Here is a 17,837-nt window from a genome sequence, read left to right on the forward strand (position 1 = left end):
GAACGATATGGTCTAACTATAGACTTAAGTATCTGTGTTTTGCAAGAAAATAAACGAAAACCACAGGTGTTATATATGTGTTTCTTCGCAAAACAGACATTAAACAAATAAAAACAACATTATATATATTTTATTTGTTGACAACAAAGATTTGTGAAGATACGATGAGGATGTTAATGCTCTGACTGTAAGCGATACCTTTTGGAGTGGCGCCAGTACCGGTCGGCTGATATGCTCAGAGACCAGCTTGAGTTGCCAAAGACGGCATATAGCTTGAGGCTTGCGAAGAAGAACATTAATCCGAATAACACCGTTATAACAAATTGCCTGGGAGGCTGGTCAATCAATGAGTACTCATGTCTATTATGTTCCGTCCACCAACATTATGGGTAAAGGCTGTCTGAAGGATATTGGTCCTTACATTCAGGAATTGAATTTGAAGAAGGCGCTTGTGGTTACCGACAAATTTCTGGTCAAGAGCGGCATTGCTGGCAAATTGCTGGCTGTACTGGATGAAGCGGGGATTCAATATGCCCTCTATGATGAAGTCAAACCTAATCCAACGTGCAAAAATGTCCATGACGGTGTGGATTTTCTGAACGTTCAGGGCTGTGATTATCTGATCTCCATCGGCGGCGGCTCACCGCAGGATACTGCCAAAGCGATTGGAATTATTGCCACCAATGGCGGGCATATCAAGGAATACGAAGGCGTGCATAAATCCAAACATAAATCTCTGCCAATCGTAGCTGTCAATACAACCGCCGGTACTTCTGCCGAAGTCACTATTAATTACGTAATTACCGATGAAGAACGCAAAGTGAAGATGGTTATGGTCGACAAAAACAGCATCGCTACCATTTCAGTGAATGATCCCGAGCTGATGATCGACAAACCAGCCGCGCTTACCGCCGCGACAGGAATGGATGCGCTCACCCATGCGATCGAAGCGCTGGTTACGCCTGGAGCCTATCCGGTAACTGATGCTACCGCACTGGCTGCGGTGGAGCTGATCTTCGCCAATCTGGCGCGGACCGTGAAGAACGGACATGATATTGAAGCGAGGGAGCAAATGGTCTATGCCATTTTCCTGGGCGGTCTGGCCTTCAATAATGCGGGTCTCGGCTACGTGCATGCGATGGCGCATCAGCTGGGCGGCGTATATGATCTGCCCCACGGTGTATGCAATGCAATGCTGCTGCCATATGTGGAAGAAGAAAATGCAAAACATGTACCAGAGAAATTCAGAAGTATTGCCAAAGCCATTGGACTGCAGGTTGAAGGCAAAACCGATCAGGAATGTGCGGCATTCGTCATTGAATCCATCAAGGCGCTGTCCAGGGAAGTGGGCATCCCGTCCAAATTGTCTGAGCTTGGCGTAGATGAAGTTGATCTGGATCTGCTCGCTGAGAACTCGATGAAGGATGCCTGCGCACCTGGTAATCCTTTTATACCTACCAAAGAAGAAGTAATTGCCCTGTTCCGCAAAATTCTCTAGTACAACATTTAGTAAGGAGAGCTTCTATGAACAAACATATCGCCGTCGATATTGGCGCCTCCAGCGGCCGGCTTGTGCTTGGGACCCTCAGGGATGGTATCCTGACTCTGGAAGAGCTCCACCGGTTCAGTAATGGATTCACCGAGCACGAAGGCTCCTGCTTCTGGGACATTGATTATTTATTCGACCAGATTATTACGGGTCTACAGAAAGCCACGGCACACGGCATTACAGAGTGCACGTTAGGCATCGATACCTGGGCGGTGGATTATGTGCTCCTGGACGCGGAAGGCAACCGCATCCAGGAGGTGTATGCGTACCGGGATTGCCGGACGGAAGGAATGATGGAGGAAGTGGCTGCGCTCATTCCGCCGGAGACGGTTTATGCCAAAACAGGGATTCAGCAATTAACCTTTAATACGCTATACCAACTGTATGCCCATGACCGAAATGAACGGGCCGCAGCAGAACAAATTCTGCTGGTGCCGGATTATCTCTACTATAGATTAGGCGGACGGAAGATCAATGAGGTGACCAATGCCTCGACCACTCAATTGCTAAATTTGCAGACTGGTGATTTTGACTCGGAACTGCTGTCCCTTTTACATTTGCGTAGAGAGCAGTTTGCTGTACTGACAGCTCCGGGTGAGAGCCTCGGTTATATCCGGGAGCAGCTTGTAAGCCGGTATGATCTGCCCCGGTGCCAACTGATTTGTGCAGCTACCCATGACACTGCATCTGCAGTGCTTGGTGTACCCGTGCAAAAGGGCCGATCATCAGCTTACATTAGCAGCGGTACCTGGTCGCTGCTGGGCGTGGAGCTTGACCAGCCGATTAACAATCCGCTAGCGATGGCAGCCAATTACACCAATGAATGGGGAGCCTTCGGCACCTACCGTTTCCTTAAAAACATCATGGGACTGTGGCTGATCCAGGAGGTGCGCAGATTGGACGGCGAACGCTACAGCTTCGCCGAGCTGGCCCGGCTTGCCGGGGAAGCCGAAGGCTTCCGCAGTCTGATTCCCTGCAACGATCCGCGGTTCCTGAATCCGGATCATATGATTGAGGAAATCCGTGCCGCTTGTGTGGAGAGCGGCCAGCCTGAGCCGCAGACACCGGGACAGCTTGCCCGCTGTATATTTGACAGCCTGGCCTTGTCTTACGGGAGTTATCTGCAGGAGCTTGAAGCTCTGACGGGAACGGCGGTTGAGGTGCTGCAAATCGTAGGCGGCGGTGCGAATAACGGACTGCTGTGCCAGCTGACCGCCAACGTTATCGGCAGGGAAGTGCTGGCGGGTCCGACAGAGTCGACAGCACTGGGGAATCTCGCGGTTCAGCTGATTCATGAGGGCAGTGTGGCCCATATAGCTGAAGCCAGAGAGATCATCGGGAACTCTTTTCCGATTGTATCTTATACCCCTCAACCGGTCCCTGAGCTGCAACATCTGCTGGAGCGCTGGGAGGCCCTTCGTGCACCCGATGTCCTTTAGGCAGTGCATGATCACCACATGACCGGTTTTTGTTTTCGAAGCCATTTTATATGAAGTGAAATCAGGGAGCGGATGCTCACAAAACTTTTAGGAGGTTACAGCATGGATCAGAGCATCATCAACAGTTATCACGAAGCCCAAAAATTATATGCAGCCCATGGAATCAACGTGGATGAGGTTTTGGAGAAGCTTGCACAGATCAAAATTTCACTCCACTGCTGGCAAGGGGATGACGTCAAAGGATTTCTATTCAAAGACAAGGAGCTGAGCGGGGGGATTGCTGTAACCGGCAGTTACCCTGGCCGTGCCGGTACACCGGATGAGCTGCGTAAGGATTTGGAAAAGGCCTTGTCGCTGATTCCGGGCAAACACAAGGTGAATCTGCATGCCATCTACGCTGATACGGATGAACAGGTGGATCTGGATGAGCTGGAACCGCGCCATTTTGCACCTTGGGTCGACTGGGCAAAGGAACAGGGGCTGGGTCTGGATTTCAATCCAACCTGCTTCTCCCATCCCAAAGCGGCAGACGGCTTCACCTTAAGCCACGCGGATGAGGAAATCCGCAGCTTCTGGATCAAGCACTGCAAGGCTTCTCGCAAGATTTCCGAATATTTTGGCCGCGAGCTAGGACAGACCTGTGTGACGAACTTCTGGGTACCGGACGGTTACAAGGATACTCCGGTAGACCGTCTGTCCCCGCGCATTCGGCTGAAGGAATCCCTCGATGAGGTATTCAGTGAAGAGATTGATCCTAAGTACAACATCGATGCGGTAGAGAGCAAGCTGTTCGGAATTGGTTCGGAGAGTTATGTGGTTGGATCTCATGAATTCTATATGGGCTATGGATTGACCCGCGGCAAGGCGATCTGCCTGGATGCCGGACATTTCCATCCGACAGAAGTGATCTCCAATAAATTGTCCTCCATTCTGATGTTCAGCGAACAACTTCTGCTGCATGTCAGCCGCCCGGTCCGCTGGGACAGCGACCATGTAGTCACTATGGATGATGAGCTGCTTGAAATCGCACGCGAGCTCGTTCGCGGGGATTTGCTGGGCCGCACGAATATCGGCCTGGATTTCTTTGACGGCAGCATCAATCATATCGCTGCATGGGTTATTGGCACACGCAATACCATCAAGGCGCTCTTGCGCGCCATGCTGGAGCCGGTGGCAGAGCTAAAGGCTATCGAGCTGGCAGGAGACTATACCTCCCGTCTGGCCCTGGTCGAAGAATTCAAGTCTTATCCATTCGGTGCTGTCTGGGATTATTACTGCGCTTCGCAGAATACACCTGTACGCGAACAATGGCTGGCTGAAGTGAAGAGCTATGAGCAGGAAGTGTTGTCTGCTAGATAACGGCTGATCCGAAGTTATGGGCTACGCTAGCAATGCATACAAAGGAGAGAAAACATATGAATACATCCGTAATTGAGTCCAAAGGCTATATTGCCGGTATAGAAGCACCGTTTATCCGGGAGATGTCGGAAATTACCCATCACATGTGGTCGCTCGGCTGGGATGAGCTGAACGGCGGTAACGTGAGTTACCTGCTGGATGAGGAAGAGGTAGCGAAATATATCAACATCCGTGAGTCTTTGCGGACGATTAAGCTGACTTTTCCGGTACAGGAGCTGGCTGGAAAATATTTTATCGTTACCGGTTCGGGCAAATACTTCCGCAATGTGATCAAGGATCCGGAAGCGAATCTCGGCGTCCTTCGTGTCAGTGATAGCGGAGAGAGTGTTGAAGTCCTGTGGGGCCTTCGTGACGGCGCAGTACCGACCAGTGAGCTGGCTTCGCATTTCATGAGCCATATTGAACGTCTGAAGGTCGATCCTACGCACCGCATTGTGCTGCATACTCATGCTACGAATGTAATCGCCATGACCTTCACCCATGATCTGGATGAGCTGAAATTCACCAAAACCCTCTGGGAAATGTGCACTGAATGTCTGGTTGTCTTCCCGGATGGTGTCAGTGTCATTCCTTGGATCGTTCCGGGCAGCAGTGAAATCGGCCGGGCTACCGCCGACAAAATGAAAGAATATCGCGTGGTGATCTGGCCGCAGCACGGCATTTTTGTCACCGGTGCCACTATGGACGCTACCTTCGGGCTCGTGGAAACGATCGAAAAAGCGGCAATCGTCTATAACCTGATTGGCGGCAGAGAAATCAAACAGAAGATTACGGACCGGCAGCTGGCTGATTTGGCTGCAGCCTTCCGCGTAACGCCAAAAGCAGGAATATTAGAATTATAGAATTCTTATGAATCAGGGAGTTTTTCATTTTATCTGAAACTTGAACCGGTCACTAGCAGTGAACTCCTGTGGCCGGCTTTTTTTGTGTGCAGGGAATCCTGCAGGCACTCCGTTTGCTTTTAAGCATGACAAGAGGCATAATATGCTTACTTAAAATATAAGGATCAATACGTTCCACGCTATAATCATCCTTCTATTTCTCGCGGTAATTCATCGTCCTTAACAAGACGGCGGGTTACCGCATGAGCAATTATATTAATTAACGGAGGCTGAATATGAACACTGATAAATTGTTTGCTCCTTTTCAAGCAGGAGGCTTGTCCCTCACCAATCGTATCGTAATGGCACCTATGACCCGTGTGTATTCGCCTAATGGCGTTCCTGGTGAAGATGTTGCTGCCTATTACCGCCGCCGTGCTGAAGGCGGAGTGGGCCTGATCATTACCGAAGGGACGGCGATCAACCATCCGTCAGCGGTCAGCCACCAGAATATCCCGAACTTTCATGGTGAAGCCTCTCTTAAAGGCTGGGCAAAAGTGGTGGAAGAGGTTCATGCCGCTGGCGGCAAGATCGTTCCCCAACTCTGGCATGTCGGCATGGCCCGCTCCGTTGGCCAATTACCGAATGTAGATGCACTGCCGGTTGGCCCCTCCGGACTGGACCTGGCCGGTGAGCAGATTACGGAACCTATGACCAAGCAGGAAATTGACGGGATTGTCGCTGCCTTCGCCCGGGCTGCTGCTGATGCCCAAGCAGCAGGCTTTGACGGAATTGAGCTGCATGGTGCACACGGCTACCTGATCGACCAATTTTTCTGGGAAAAAACCAACAAACGGACGGATGAGTACGGCGGCGATCTGGAAGCACGGACGACATTTGCCGTTGAAATCATCGATGCCTGCCGCCGTGCGGTCGGTCCGGATTTCCCAATCATTCTCCGTTTTTCGCAGTGGAAGAGCGGGGACTACTCCGCCAAGCTGGCGCAGACACCGGATGAGCTTGCCCGTTTCCTCACTCCGCTCAGCAATGCCGGTGTGGATATTTTCCACTGCTCGACGCGCCGCTTCTGGCTGCCGGAATTTGAGGGCTCCGAGCTGAATCTGGCGGGCTGGACGAAGAAAATCACCGGGAAACCAACAATTACTGTTGGTTCTGTAGGTTTGAACAGTGAGTTTGTAACCGCAGTTACCGAAAGAAATGATGAAGATAATATCGAACGTCTGCTGGAGAAATTGGAAAATGCTGAGTTCGATCTAGTGGCCGTTGGCAGAGCTCTTATCAGTGATCCTGCCTGGCCTGCAAAGGTACAGAGCGGCAGAACAGACGAGATTATTGCTTTTACTTCCGAAGCGACGAAGACTCTATATTAAAGTGATTAGGATATACTGAATATGTAGCCGCCCTGGTCAGGGCGGTTTTTTCTGTTAAAAGATAAGAATTTATATGTTTCACGCTATAAATTATCCTTCTCTTTCTCGCTGAAACGGTGCCGTCCTTAAAAAAGGACGGCGAAGCCGTTTCCACTTGACCCGCTGATTACCGGAATGGATGATTTATGCTATAATTTTTACTTGAGCATTACCATATCAGCCTTGCAGATGGTGTAGGGCTTCATGAATAAAGGACGTGAAACCATGACAATAGGGAATAACTCACCGGACTTAAAATCCGGCAAGGGTGGTTCGAAGGATTACTCGAAATATTTTGATTTTTCTGATGCCAAAGTCATCAGTGAAGAAGAAGGCAAAACAACTTACCGGATCAAGGGCCGTACTGTTCAGATCAATTCCAACCCGGATTACAAGGAAGGCAAACGCCGGGGCAAGCAGGAAATTGAGGTCATTGACTTCGAGAACACGGAAACGAACCGGATTATGGAAGAATTCAGAGAGATCAACCAGCACAAGCAGCATTATTACTCCATAGCCACCTACGGCTGCCAGATGAATGAGCATGACACTGAAACGATGAAGGGGCTCCTGGAGCAGATGGGTTACCTCGGCACCGAGGACCGTAATCTGGCGGATATCATTCTGCTGAACACCTGCGCCATCCGGGAGAATGCGGAAGATAAGGTATTCGGCGAGCTTGGACACCTGAAGAATCTGAAGCTGGAGAAACCGGGTCTCTTGCTTGGTGTCTGCGGCTGCATGTCGCAGGAGGAAGGTGTGGTCAACCGGATAATGTCCAAGCATGGATTTGTGGATATGATTTTCGGTACCCATAACATCCACCGCCTGCCGCAGCTTGTGAAGGAAGCGTACTTTAGTAAAGAACTCGTCGTAGAGGTCTGGTCCAAGGAAGGCGACATTATTGAGAACCTTCCCAAGAAGCGGGAGGGCATGCGTGCTTGGGTGAACATCATGTATGGCTGCGACAAGTTCTGTACCTATTGCATTGTACCGTTTACGCGGGGCAAGGAGCGCAGCCGCCGTCCTGAAGATGTAATCGGTGAGATGCGGGAGCTGGCACGGCAAGGTTTTAAGGAAGTAACATTGCTAGGCCAGAATGTTAATGCCTACGGCAAGGATTTTACCGATATAGACTATACATTCGGGGACCTGATGGATGATATGCGGAAGATCGATATTCCTCGCATCCGCTTCATGACATCGCACCCCCGCGATTTTGACGATAAATTAATTGAAGTGCTCGGCAAAGGCGGGAATCTGACAGAGCATATCCATCTGCCGGTACAGTCGGGTAGTACCGAGGTGCTGAAGAAAATGAGCCGGAAATACAGCCGCGAATCGTATCTGGAGCTTGTCCGGAAAATCAAGGCCAGCGTGCCGAATGCCGTGCTGACTACGGATATTATTGTCGGCTTCCCTGGTGAAACCGAAGAGCAGTTCGGGGATACACTGTCCCTGGTGCGCGAAGTGGGCTATGATATGGCATATACTTTCATTTATTCTCCGCGGGAAGGAACACCGGCAGCTTCCATGGAGGACAATGTAACGCCTGAGGTGAAGAGCGAACGCCTGCAGCGGTTGAATGATCTGATCAAGGAGCAGAGCCGGGACAGCAATGACCGGATGCTTGGCGAGATCGTCGAGGTGCTGGTGGAAGGCGAGAGCAAGAACAATTCGAATGTGCTGTCCGGACGCAGCCGCGCCAACAAACTGGTGCATTTTGAAGGGCCGAAGGAATGGATCGGAACCTTTGTTCACGTTAGAATTACCGATACGAAGACATGGTACATCAAAGGGGATTGTGTAGCTGAAGCTGCGGCAATTCTATAATCATAGAGGAATGGGGCGATAGAAATGAGCCAGGAAGAACCGCGTGTGAACCAATACGGAATGAACACCTACAATACCCGTGACCTGATTGTGCGAGAGGATATTATGGGCAAAGCCAAGGAGCTTGCCTCGCTCATTTCCACCAGTGAAGAAGTAAAGCATTTCCAGCAGGCTGAGCAGAAGATACAGAATCATGAACGGGTGCAAAGCCTCATCGCTACAATCAAGAAGAAGCAGAAAGAGATTGTGGCTTTTGAAAGCTTCAAGAACAAGGAAATGGTCGCCAAAATCGAACGCGAAATTGAAGTCCTGCAGGATGAGATCGACGGAATTCCGGTCGTGAATGAGTTCCAGCAAAGCCAGAGCGACATTAACTATCTGCTGCAGCTCGTCATTTCTGTGATCCGGGACACCGTTTCAGAGAAAATCAATGTAGAAGCGGGTACCGAAGCACCTCCTTCGACCTGTGGTGACTAAATCAAGAATAGACCACTTATTAAATAAGCTGCGGCAAAGGATGATTCATTGTGAGTGAGAACGGGGAACAAACCTATAACGTCAAAAAATACCGCACACCGGACGGTGTTCCGGCCGATATTGTCATGTTTACCCTGACCAAACGCGAGCGGAAGACCGTGACCAAGACGCTTCCGCTGCGTGAACTAAAGGTCATGCTCGTGAAACGCAAAAAATGGCCGTGTGCCGGGATGTGGGCGCTGCCGGGCGGCTTTTGCCAGGAAGATGAGTCCATCTATGATGCCGCGACCCGTGAGCTGAAGGAAGAAACCGGTGTGGACGGCGGACATTTGGAATATCTGGGTGTCTACAGCAAGCCCGGACGCGATCCGCGCGGATGGATCATCAGCCATGCTTTCTTTGCGCTGGTGGAAGAATGGATGCTGGAGCATAGACAAGCTTCCGATGATGCGGATGAGGTTGGGCTGTTCACGCTGCAGGAAGCGCTTGAGGAGCTTGAGCTTGCTTTTGACCATCATGACATTATTTCGGATGCCTATCTGCGGATTCAGCAGCAAATGCTGCAGACGACGATTGCCAGGCAGTTTCTGCCGCGTCACTTCACACTAAGTGAACTGTATCAGGTGATCCAGACTGTCGTACCTGAATTCAAAGAGCCCAATTTTATCCGCAAAATCACTTCAACCCGCAGCCGTCAGGGCATATTAAAAGAAGTACGGGATGAAGCCGGCAATCCGGTCAGCTCCAACCAGTATTCGCAGCGTCCGGCTCAGCTCTACATGTTCACGGATCATGAGCCTTTGTTATCAATCTATACCTAGGAGGGATAGGGAAATGAGAGCCTTGATCGTAATTGACTTCACCAATGATTTTGTGGACGGCAGTCTGCCCGTGGGGCAGCCCGGTATGGATATCGCACCACGGATTAGTGAGCTTACACAGATGTTTGTGGATAATGGGGATTACGTGGTGATGGCTGTCGATCTGCATGAGGAGAATGATCCCTATCATCCGGAGAGCAAGCTGTTTCCGCCGCATAATCTGCGGGGTACCGGGGGGCGTGAGCTATACGGCAGTCTGAAACACGTATACGATCAGAATCAGGATTTAATATACTGGATGGACAAAACGCGTTACAGCGCCTTTTGCGGTACGGATCTCGAACAGAAGCTGCGTGAACGGGGGATTACCGAACTGCACCTGACCGGAGTATGTACAGATATCTGTGTCCTGCATACGGCAGTGGATGCCTATAACAAGGGCTTCAGTATTGTCGTTCACAAGGATGCGGTGGCCAGCTTCAATCCGGAAGGGCATGCCTGGGCGCTTGGACATTTCAGCGGAAGCCTCGGAGCGAACGTAGTGGCAGCAGAATAACCGCTTATTCACCATTTATAGAAAGCACCAGCGAAAAGCTAGGAGATGAGGATTTTGAGGAGAGAACTTGCTCTACATACAGACAAATATCAAATCAATATGATGTACGCCCATTGGGTGAACGGAAGCCATAAGCGCCGGGCGGTGTTTGAAGCCTATTTCCGCAAGCTTCCTTTCGGTAACGGCTTCGCCGTATTCGCCGGGCTGGAGCGCATTACCCAGTATATCGCCGAGTTGCGTTTTACGGAGGATGATATCCGCTACCTGTCGGAGCAGGAAGAGAATTATGCACCTGCTTTTCTCGAAGAGCTGCTGCAGTTCCATTTCCAGGGCAGCATACATTCCATGAAGGAGGGTGCCCTGGTTTTCCCGGATGAGCCTCTTGTCCGCGTCGAGGGGACGATCATGGAGGCGCAACTGGTAGAAACAGCTATTCTGAACTTTATGAACTACCAGACTCTGATTGCCACAAAGGCCTCGCGGATTAAGCAGGTGGCTCCGAAGGATACCCTGCTGGAGTTCGGCACACGGCGTGCGCAGGAAGCAGATGCAGCTGTATGGGGCGCACGGGCAGCTTATATCGGGGGCTTCCATGCAACCTCGAATATGCTGGCCGGCAAGAAGTTCGGTATTCCCACAAAGGGAACCCATGCCCATTCCTGGGTACAGAGCTTTGCCAGCGAGCAGGAAGCCTTCGATGCTTATGCCAAGGTGATGCCAGATGGCGTTACTTTGCTGGTGGATACGTTCGATACGCTGCGCAGCGGTGTGCCGCATGCGATCAATACGGCTAAGAAGCTGGAAGCGGCAGGCAAGCGGATGAATGGCATCCGGCTGGACAGCGGTGACTTGGCTTATTTGTCCATCCAGGCGCGCAAAATGCTGGATGAAGCCGGACTGGACTACGTGAAGATCGTAGCCTCCAATGATCTGGATGAAAATACGATTATGAACCTGAAATCTCAGGGAGCGGCCATTGATACTTGGGGTGTCGGCACACAACTCATCACGGCTTCGGATCAGCCATCCTTGGGCGGTGTATACAAACTTGTCGAAATTGAATCGCCTTCCGGTGAAATGGTCCCGACGATCAAGATTTCATCCAACCCGGAGAAAGTATCCACACCAGGCAAAAAAGAAGTTTTCCGGATCATTGGGCCCAAAGGCAAAGCTCTTGCTGACTATATCAGCTTCCCCGGGGAGAAAGAGCCGCAGAGCGGTGCCCGCCTGAAGCTGTTCAACCCGCTGCATCCCTATCTGCAGAAGTATGTGGAGAAATATAAGGCCATGCCGATGCTTGAGCCGATCTTTGTGAACGGGTTCCAGGCCTACACCTTGCCGGATCTGGATGAAATCCGGCGCTATCATCAGGAACAGATTGATTTATTCTGGCCGGAGTATCTCCGCAAGCTGAATCCCGAAGTATACCGCGTGAATCTCAGTGAGCAGGTATGGACCCGCAAGCAGCAGCTGATTGCGGAGCATTTGATGCCGGACCCGAATGATGAAATGAGCTAATATCCAAAAGTGAGAGATGACGGCGAGGCCGTTCCTGCAGTGGAGCTTCTGCTGTGGAACGGCCTTTTTGTACCTGTAGAAAAGCAGTTTCCCTACAGTTCAGCTATCCACACTTTACCTGGTAAATTTATTCCATAGGACAATCTGCCTATTTACATCAGAGGATTGGAATAATATATTAATTATGTTCTTATTTTCAAATTATCAGATGGTTGGAGTTTTATTTTTTTGTTGCAAAAGTTAAAGCGCTTTAACTTTTGCGTCCCGGAAGCTGCTGTTTTCTAGGCTGCCAGGGAGGTGATGGTCCAGTCTGTATGGTATTTGGTCCGAAAAGTTTCTTACTCACGGGTATGCTTCCAAGGCGTGTTTTACACAAAGCTTATTGATGAAGCCGATGTCTACCAAACTTTGAGGAGTGATTGTTGATGGAAAATCAAGGGAAGCACAGGTTGCACTGGAAATCGCTAGTATTGTTATGTCTGGCCATATTTATTCTGCCTGCAGGCTCTGCTTTTGCAGCGGTCAACAAACCGTTTCCACAGCATACTACGTATACTAGCGGGACGATCAAACCGAATAATGTAACTCAAACCGTGATGGACAATGCCGTGAAGACCAAATGGGACGCATGGAAAGCAGCATATCTCAAGCCGGCGGGTACGGGCAAATATTATGTCAAATATAACTCGGACGGGGAAACAGTATCAGAGGCGCATGGTTATGGCATGCTGTTCACGGTGCTGATGGCTGGCTACGACAGCAACGCCCAGACATACTATAACGGGCTCTATAACTATTACACTGCGCATCCGAGTGCCATCAACCCGTATTTAATGTCCTGGAAACAAAACAGCAGCTTCCAGAATATTGAAGGCGAGGACTCCGCAACAGATGGTGACATGGACATTGCATTCTCACTTCTGCTAGCCCATAAGCAGTGGGGCAGCAGTGGCACGGTCAACTATCTGCAGGCGGCTAATCAGATTATTGGCGCCATTATGGATAACGAAATTAATCAGACCCAGTGGACGATCCGGCTTGGGGATTGGGCCAATAGCGGTACGTATAATACGGCCACACGTTCTTCGGACTTCATGCTGAATCATTTAAAAGCCTTCCAGGCCGCGACGGGAGATTCGCGTTGGCAGAACGTAACAGACAAAACCTATACCATTATTAATAGTCTTTACACTGGATACAGTCCCAGCACCGGTCTTTTGCCTGACTTCGTCGTGTATTCCGGGGGCGTCTACAAACCGGCGGCAGGGGGCTTCCTGGAAGATGCGAATGACGGGAATTACAATTATAACTCCTGCCGCACACCATGGCGGATTACAACGGATTATCTGCTCACCGGAGATACCCGCGCCTTGAATCCATTGAACCAGCTCAACAGCTGGATCAAAACGAAGGTCAGCAGCACTCCGGGCAATATCAAGGACGGTTACAAGCTGAACGGGTCAACATTCGGAAGCTATAACAGCGGCGCTTTTTATGCTCCTTTTGGCGTAAGCGCAATGACCTCCTCAGCCAATCAGTCCTGGCTCAATTCTCTCTGGAGTCATACCTCTGGCAGCGCAGCGGAAGATTATTACGAAGACAGCATCAAGCTGTTCTCCATGATTGTGATGTCCGGTAACTGGTGGACCTACTAAACTATACGTGTCACAAATGAAGCATAGGCCTATCCGTCAACGGATGGGCTTTTTTTGTACATATGAAAAATGATGGGTCCCGAAGGAATGGGATGAATTTACTCCACTAAAATAAATCGTTATGGAGATATTAATATGCGGGGAACAATTTTTAAGGAGGGTTATAAATGAAAAAGATCTCAATAGCGATTATGTCAGTATGTCTTATGCTATCTACTGCTTCTGCGGTACAAGCATCACCTAGTGAGACTCAACACGAAAAGAAAATGCATATGCAACAACATGAGACTAAAGGAATCAAAGCAAAAAGCATGAAAGAGAAAAGCATGAAAGAGAAAAGCATGAAGGAGAAAAGCATGAAAGAGAAAAGCATGAAAGAGAAAAGCATGAAGGCAAAAAGCATGGAAGCCAAAGGAATAAAAATAAAAGCAACCAAGCTGCCAAAATCCGGTTTTGGCGGTGCCAGTGAGCAAATGGAATAGGAGGACGAAAGAGGGCGGATCACTTCCCCCTCTTTCTTTTCTAAACATGAGAAAATGGGCTGCTTTATTTTTTGTGATATTCATTTGCATTAGTCTTGCCGGTTGCTTGGACAACCACTCCGGCAACTATGAGAAAGCGGAAACCTTAATCCCCGAAGCTTCCCCGGCTCCTTCAGAAAAGCCGAAGATTTTGGAGGTCAAGAAGTCTGAAGTTCCTCCGGAGAAATTTTTGCCGGATATCATAGAAATTCCCTCCATTTCAGTTAAGGCAGTAATCAAGCCTGTTACCATCCTTGCTAATGGGCAAATGGACGTGCCTAAGAACACGGGTGTGACGGGAATACTATATCCCGGAATTTTACCCGGGGAAAAGGGAAATGTTATTATCGACGGACATGTGGATAGCTATACTGGGCCGGCGGTTTTTTACAAGCTGAAAAAACTGAAGCAGGGGGATCTGATTATTGTCTCTGACCAGCTGAAACACAGGTTAACTTACACTGTCCAATCAGCAGAGGTTTTTACCCCGGCAGAAGCACCAGTGGAGCGGATATTTGGGAAAACCGATGAATACCGCATGAATCTGATCACCTGTACAGGAAGATATAGCAGAAAGAAAAAAGAACATGAACAAAGATTAGTCATCTTTGCGAAGATAGGTGAGAAACTATGAAACAGTTCACAAGAAAGATGTATATCTGTGCTGCCGCAGGCATTATTTTTGCGGCCACATTGTTTTTCCCGTTACCCGGTGCAAAGGCTGAACCGGACAAGCATGAAATTGAAGCGGAGCTGAACGAAATGTTCAAGGCCCGGGCGGAGGCATTAATTCATCCGTACCCGGAGTCCATTAATAAATATTACCTTCCGGAAAAAGCTAGCCAAATGGCACTGCAGCATGAGCATTTGCGGGAAGAGTATGTAAACAAGTGGGCGGAGAAAAGGGCGTTGAAGTTGACGAGCTCAGAGTCCAGTATTCGTATTATCCGTCAGAGCATTGTTGAGGATAAGGCCCGAATCTCCTTGGTGCAATCTCATAAAGTAGGATATGTATATATCAATAAAGTCATGCAGGAGCAAGTCTTCGGTGTTGGAACGAGGCACTTTCTCACATTAAAGAAAAGTGAAGGCCGTTGGAAGATCGCCCGGGAATGGTACCTCGATCCGCTGGATGAGAACCCTGCCAAAATTGCTGATGGACCTGAGGGCATAGCCCCAGCAGTTCGGGCAAAGTCCGAACCTACAGACGGACAAAAGTATAAGCGGAAACGGGCTGTACATTATGCCAATAAATACGCTGGTGCTGCGTGGGGAGCAGGGAATAAGCATCATTATAATAAAAAATACCTGGATTACACGGGTAAGGGCGGAGACTGTACCAATTTTGCTTCACAAGTAATAGGTGACCCAGAGGAAGGAGGGGGGTTGAACATGGCGGGAGGTTGGCGTTATTTTCAGAATTCAGGAGGAACGCAAACCTGGGTACAGACCGATGCCTTTAGTAATTACTTAACCAGATCCGGTTATGGAACTCTGATTGCCAAAGGCGATTACCATCATATCGTCACTCCTTCGCAAAAATACCCCGGGGGAGCCATTTCTCAGCTGCAGGCTGGTGATCTTATAGGCTATATATTGCGGCATAACGATACGGACCACTTTTCTGTTGTAGTCGGGTTTGATGATTATGGCTACCCTTTGGTCAATTCGCACACCGCAGACCGGTATCGTGTCCCTTTTGATTTAGGGTGGGATCGGGATACCAAATATCAGTTATTTCATATCAAAGATTGAGTAAGTTAATGCTTGTCAGCATATCGCGGGTTCACAGTCATAAAATAGAGATAAGAATCTATATTTATGCTGGAGGGAATCATGGGGATACCGCGGCTTCTCAATCAATTCATGATCAGAGCCGGTGCCATGTTCATAGTGAAATTGATTGGACTGGCTGGCCGTGTGATCCTTACAAGAATCGTTGGTGCTGAGGGAATAGGACTGTACCAAATTGCCTATTCCTTTTACGGCTTTATTTTGATGCTCACCAGCGGTCTACCAACGACGCTTGCAATTGCAACAGCTAAAGCACCTAAGCAGGGTTGGAGGATTTTTAAGGTAGTGTTCCTCTGTCTCGTTCTTTCCGGTTGCGTTCTTGGTCTGAGCATTTATAAGAATTCAGCCACTATTGGTCAGTTGCTTGGAAACCCTGGACTAGCATATGCAATTCGCAGCCTTGCTCCATCCTTGTGGATAGTTCCCCTTCTCGGATTAATAAGAGGATACTTGCAAGGGTTGAAACAAGTCGGGATCATCGCACTGTCTGAGATCGCTGAGCAGGCATTCAGAACTGTATTCATGCTGTTGATTGTTGGACAGCTACTGTCGCTCGGTGTAGAACGGGCAGTTGGATATGGACTATACGGTACTTTTTTAGGGGCGTTCCTCTCCTTCATTATATTGACTGTATGCATTTCTCTTAAAAAAGCAGAGTTCCCCCTTAGCAGGGCTCCAGATCAATTATTAACGACGTCCTGGTTTGTGAACACTTCGTTAGCGATCTCAGCTACCCGCCTGTTAATTCCATTTTCAGAATTCCTTGACGCTCTTATTATTCCCGATCGCCTGGTTGCAGCGGGAAACACTGCTTCTGAAGGTACCGCTATATACGGAGTTATTTATGGAATGGCTGTTATTGTGGTTTATGCGCCTACGTTGTTTATTGGAGCATTGAGTCATATCTTAACCAGTCAAATTGTTGCCGAATGGCAGCAGGGTAACCAGAGAAAATTCAATAGTCTCTGTAATACAGCCATATGCACATGTTGGTTATGGGGAGGACTAACGAGTTTGTTTTTGTTTTTCTACTCGGACGAGTTATCTTATTACATCTTTCATAGTGATAGCGCAAGTAATATGATTAGATATCTATCCCCAATTCCGCTTATCGTTGGTTTTCGGGAGATTTCCACCAGTATTTTGTGGGCGCAGGATAACCGGAAGAATCCTTTCATGGGGATACTTACTGGAATTGTATGTTCAATCATGGTCCAATATTTTTTGGTGGCAATCCCTGGTTATGAATATAAGGGGGCTGCTCTTGCAATTCTGTTGCTTGAAACAATGGCTTCTATTTGGAATATTAAAGTGTTATTCTTCTCAAAAGTGAACTTAAAGAGGGTAGTAAAACCTTTGCTATGTGATTTAACGTTCGGGATTTGCATACTTCTAGGAATGGCCCTTTCGACTCCCCCCTCAGAAAACATTATCAGTCTATGGCGATTTTTATGTATCGGCGCTTTATTTTTTGCGGTTACAGGGGGGTATATTTATTTGCGCTGTATACGGAAATTTCTGTGATATTAAAATCAAGTGAATACACAAACATTGTCCCGTCAGTGATTTTATGCTGGCGGGCTTTTTTGTGCATTATAGTTTGGTTATGAGACACTAACGGAATGCGTTAAAAAGGCGGAAAAAGGAATCGAAACACATCCGTGATAACGGGTTTTTTAAGAAAATTAGTGACAATATTCGAACGCAAAAAAAACCGCCTGTAAAAGGAATAAAGATCATTGACGATGTTGCTCATACTATGATCCGATCATGTTTTATGTGACATTTTTAACATCTTAATTTTTAATTTTATTGCTAAATTAAGGGTGACATTAGGTTCCACATTCGACTTGGGAAGTCAGGATTAACACACAATATTCACATTTTGTCGTTTTTATGGCAGATTATCTTCTATTAAAGTAACACAGCACTGTCGCGTATAAAGAAATCGATTGAAATCCATAAATTATTGTGATTCCTGAGGCGTGGAAAATGCAAGATATG

Annotated in this window: 15 protein-coding genes; all 15 read left to right on the plus strand. The window is 48.5% G+C overall.

The features are described 5' to 3' along the window. Positions 1-346: 346 nt before the first annotated feature. Positions 347-1,498: an iron-containing alcohol dehydrogenase gene (locus A3844_RS08110; protein ID WP_074107123.1), complete on the plus strand. Its 1,152-nt coding sequence runs from the start codon at positions 347-349 to the stop codon at positions 1,496-1,498. Between the two features lie 26 nt (positions 1,499-1,524). After that, positions 1,525-2,988 carry a rhamnulokinase gene (gene rhaB, locus A3844_RS08115; RefSeq protein WP_074107124.1) on the plus strand — a complete coding sequence of 488 codons (1,464 nt, stop codon included), beginning with the start codon at positions 1,525-1,527 and terminating at the stop codon, positions 2,986-2,988. A gap of 102 nt (positions 2,989-3,090) precedes the next feature. Continuing rightward, positions 3,091-4,347, plus strand: coding sequence for an L-rhamnose isomerase (gene rhaA / locus A3844_RS08120; RefSeq protein WP_074086181.1), 1,257 nt, complete (start codon positions 3,091-3,093; stop codon positions 4,345-4,347). A 56-nt stretch (positions 4,348-4,403) separates the two neighbouring features. Beyond that, positions 4,404-5,249, plus strand: coding sequence for a rhamnulose-1-phosphate aldolase (gene rhaD / locus A3844_RS08125; protein WP_074086182.1), 846 nt, complete (start codon positions 4,404-4,406; stop codon positions 5,247-5,249). Between the two features lie 275 nt (positions 5,250-5,524). After that, entirely contained in the window at positions 5,525-6,619 is a 1,095-nt protein-coding gene (locus A3844_RS08130; protein WP_074107125.1) for an NADH:flavin oxidoreductase, read from the plus strand. A gap of 264 nt (positions 6,620-6,883) precedes the next feature. Further along, positions 6,884-8,491 carry a tRNA (N6-isopentenyl adenosine(37)-C2)-methylthiotransferase MiaB gene (miaB, locus tag A3844_RS08135; RefSeq protein WP_074107173.1) on the plus strand — a complete coding sequence of 536 codons (1,608 nt, stop codon included), beginning with the start codon at positions 6,884-6,886 and terminating at the stop codon, positions 8,489-8,491. Between the two features lie 24 nt (positions 8,492-8,515). Then, positions 8,516-8,968, plus strand: coding sequence for a YlbF/YmcA family competence regulator (locus A3844_RS08140; RefSeq protein WP_074086184.1), 453 nt, complete (start codon positions 8,516-8,518; stop codon positions 8,966-8,968). 50 nt (positions 8,969-9,018) lie between these two features. After that, positions 9,019-9,789: an NUDIX domain-containing protein gene (locus A3844_RS08145; protein ID WP_371916018.1), complete on the plus strand. Its 771-nt coding sequence runs from the start codon at positions 9,019-9,021 to the stop codon at positions 9,787-9,789. Positions 9,790-9,802: 13 nt separating this feature from the next. Next, complete coding sequence (locus A3844_RS08150) at positions 9,803-10,345, plus strand: cysteine hydrolase family protein (protein ID WP_074107126.1); 543 nt, start codon at positions 9,803-9,805, stop codon at positions 10,343-10,345. Positions 10,346-10,390: 45 nt separating this feature from the next. Then, positions 10,391-11,863: a nicotinate phosphoribosyltransferase gene (locus tag A3844_RS08155; RefSeq protein ID WP_074102829.1), complete on the plus strand. Its 1,473-nt coding sequence runs from the start codon at positions 10,391-10,393 to the stop codon at positions 11,861-11,863. A gap of 425 nt (positions 11,864-12,288) precedes the next feature. Beyond that, complete coding sequence (locus A3844_RS08160) at positions 12,289-13,518, plus strand: family 8 glycosyl hydrolase (RefSeq protein WP_074107127.1); 1,230 nt, start codon at positions 12,289-12,291, stop codon at positions 13,516-13,518. Positions 13,519-13,685: 167 nt separating this feature from the next. Further along, positions 13,686-14,000, plus strand: a complete 315-nt coding sequence (locus A3844_RS32735; protein ID WP_074102830.1) for a hypothetical protein — start codon at positions 13,686-13,688, stop codon at positions 13,998-14,000. 229 nt (positions 14,001-14,229) lie between these two features. Beyond that, entirely contained in the window at positions 14,230-14,673 is a 444-nt protein-coding gene (locus A3844_RS08170; RefSeq protein ID WP_167374649.1) for a class F sortase, read from the plus strand. Continuing rightward, positions 14,670-15,794, plus strand: a complete 1,125-nt coding sequence (locus A3844_RS08175; RefSeq protein WP_074107128.1) for an amidase domain-containing protein — start codon at positions 14,670-14,672, stop codon at positions 15,792-15,794. The genes A3844_RS08170 and A3844_RS08175 overlap by 4 nt, the downstream gene beginning before the upstream one ends. Positions 15,795-15,875: 81 nt before the next feature. Beyond that, entirely contained in the window at positions 15,876-17,357 is a 1,482-nt protein-coding gene (locus A3844_RS08180; RefSeq protein ID WP_074107129.1) for an oligosaccharide flippase family protein, read from the plus strand. Positions 17,358-17,837: the final 480 nt, after the last annotated feature.

The sequence above is a fragment of the Paenibacillus helianthi genome (assembly GCF_001909055.1).
Lineage (GTDB): Bacteria > Bacillota > Bacilli > Paenibacillales > Paenibacillaceae > Paenibacillus_AQ > Paenibacillus_AQ helianthi.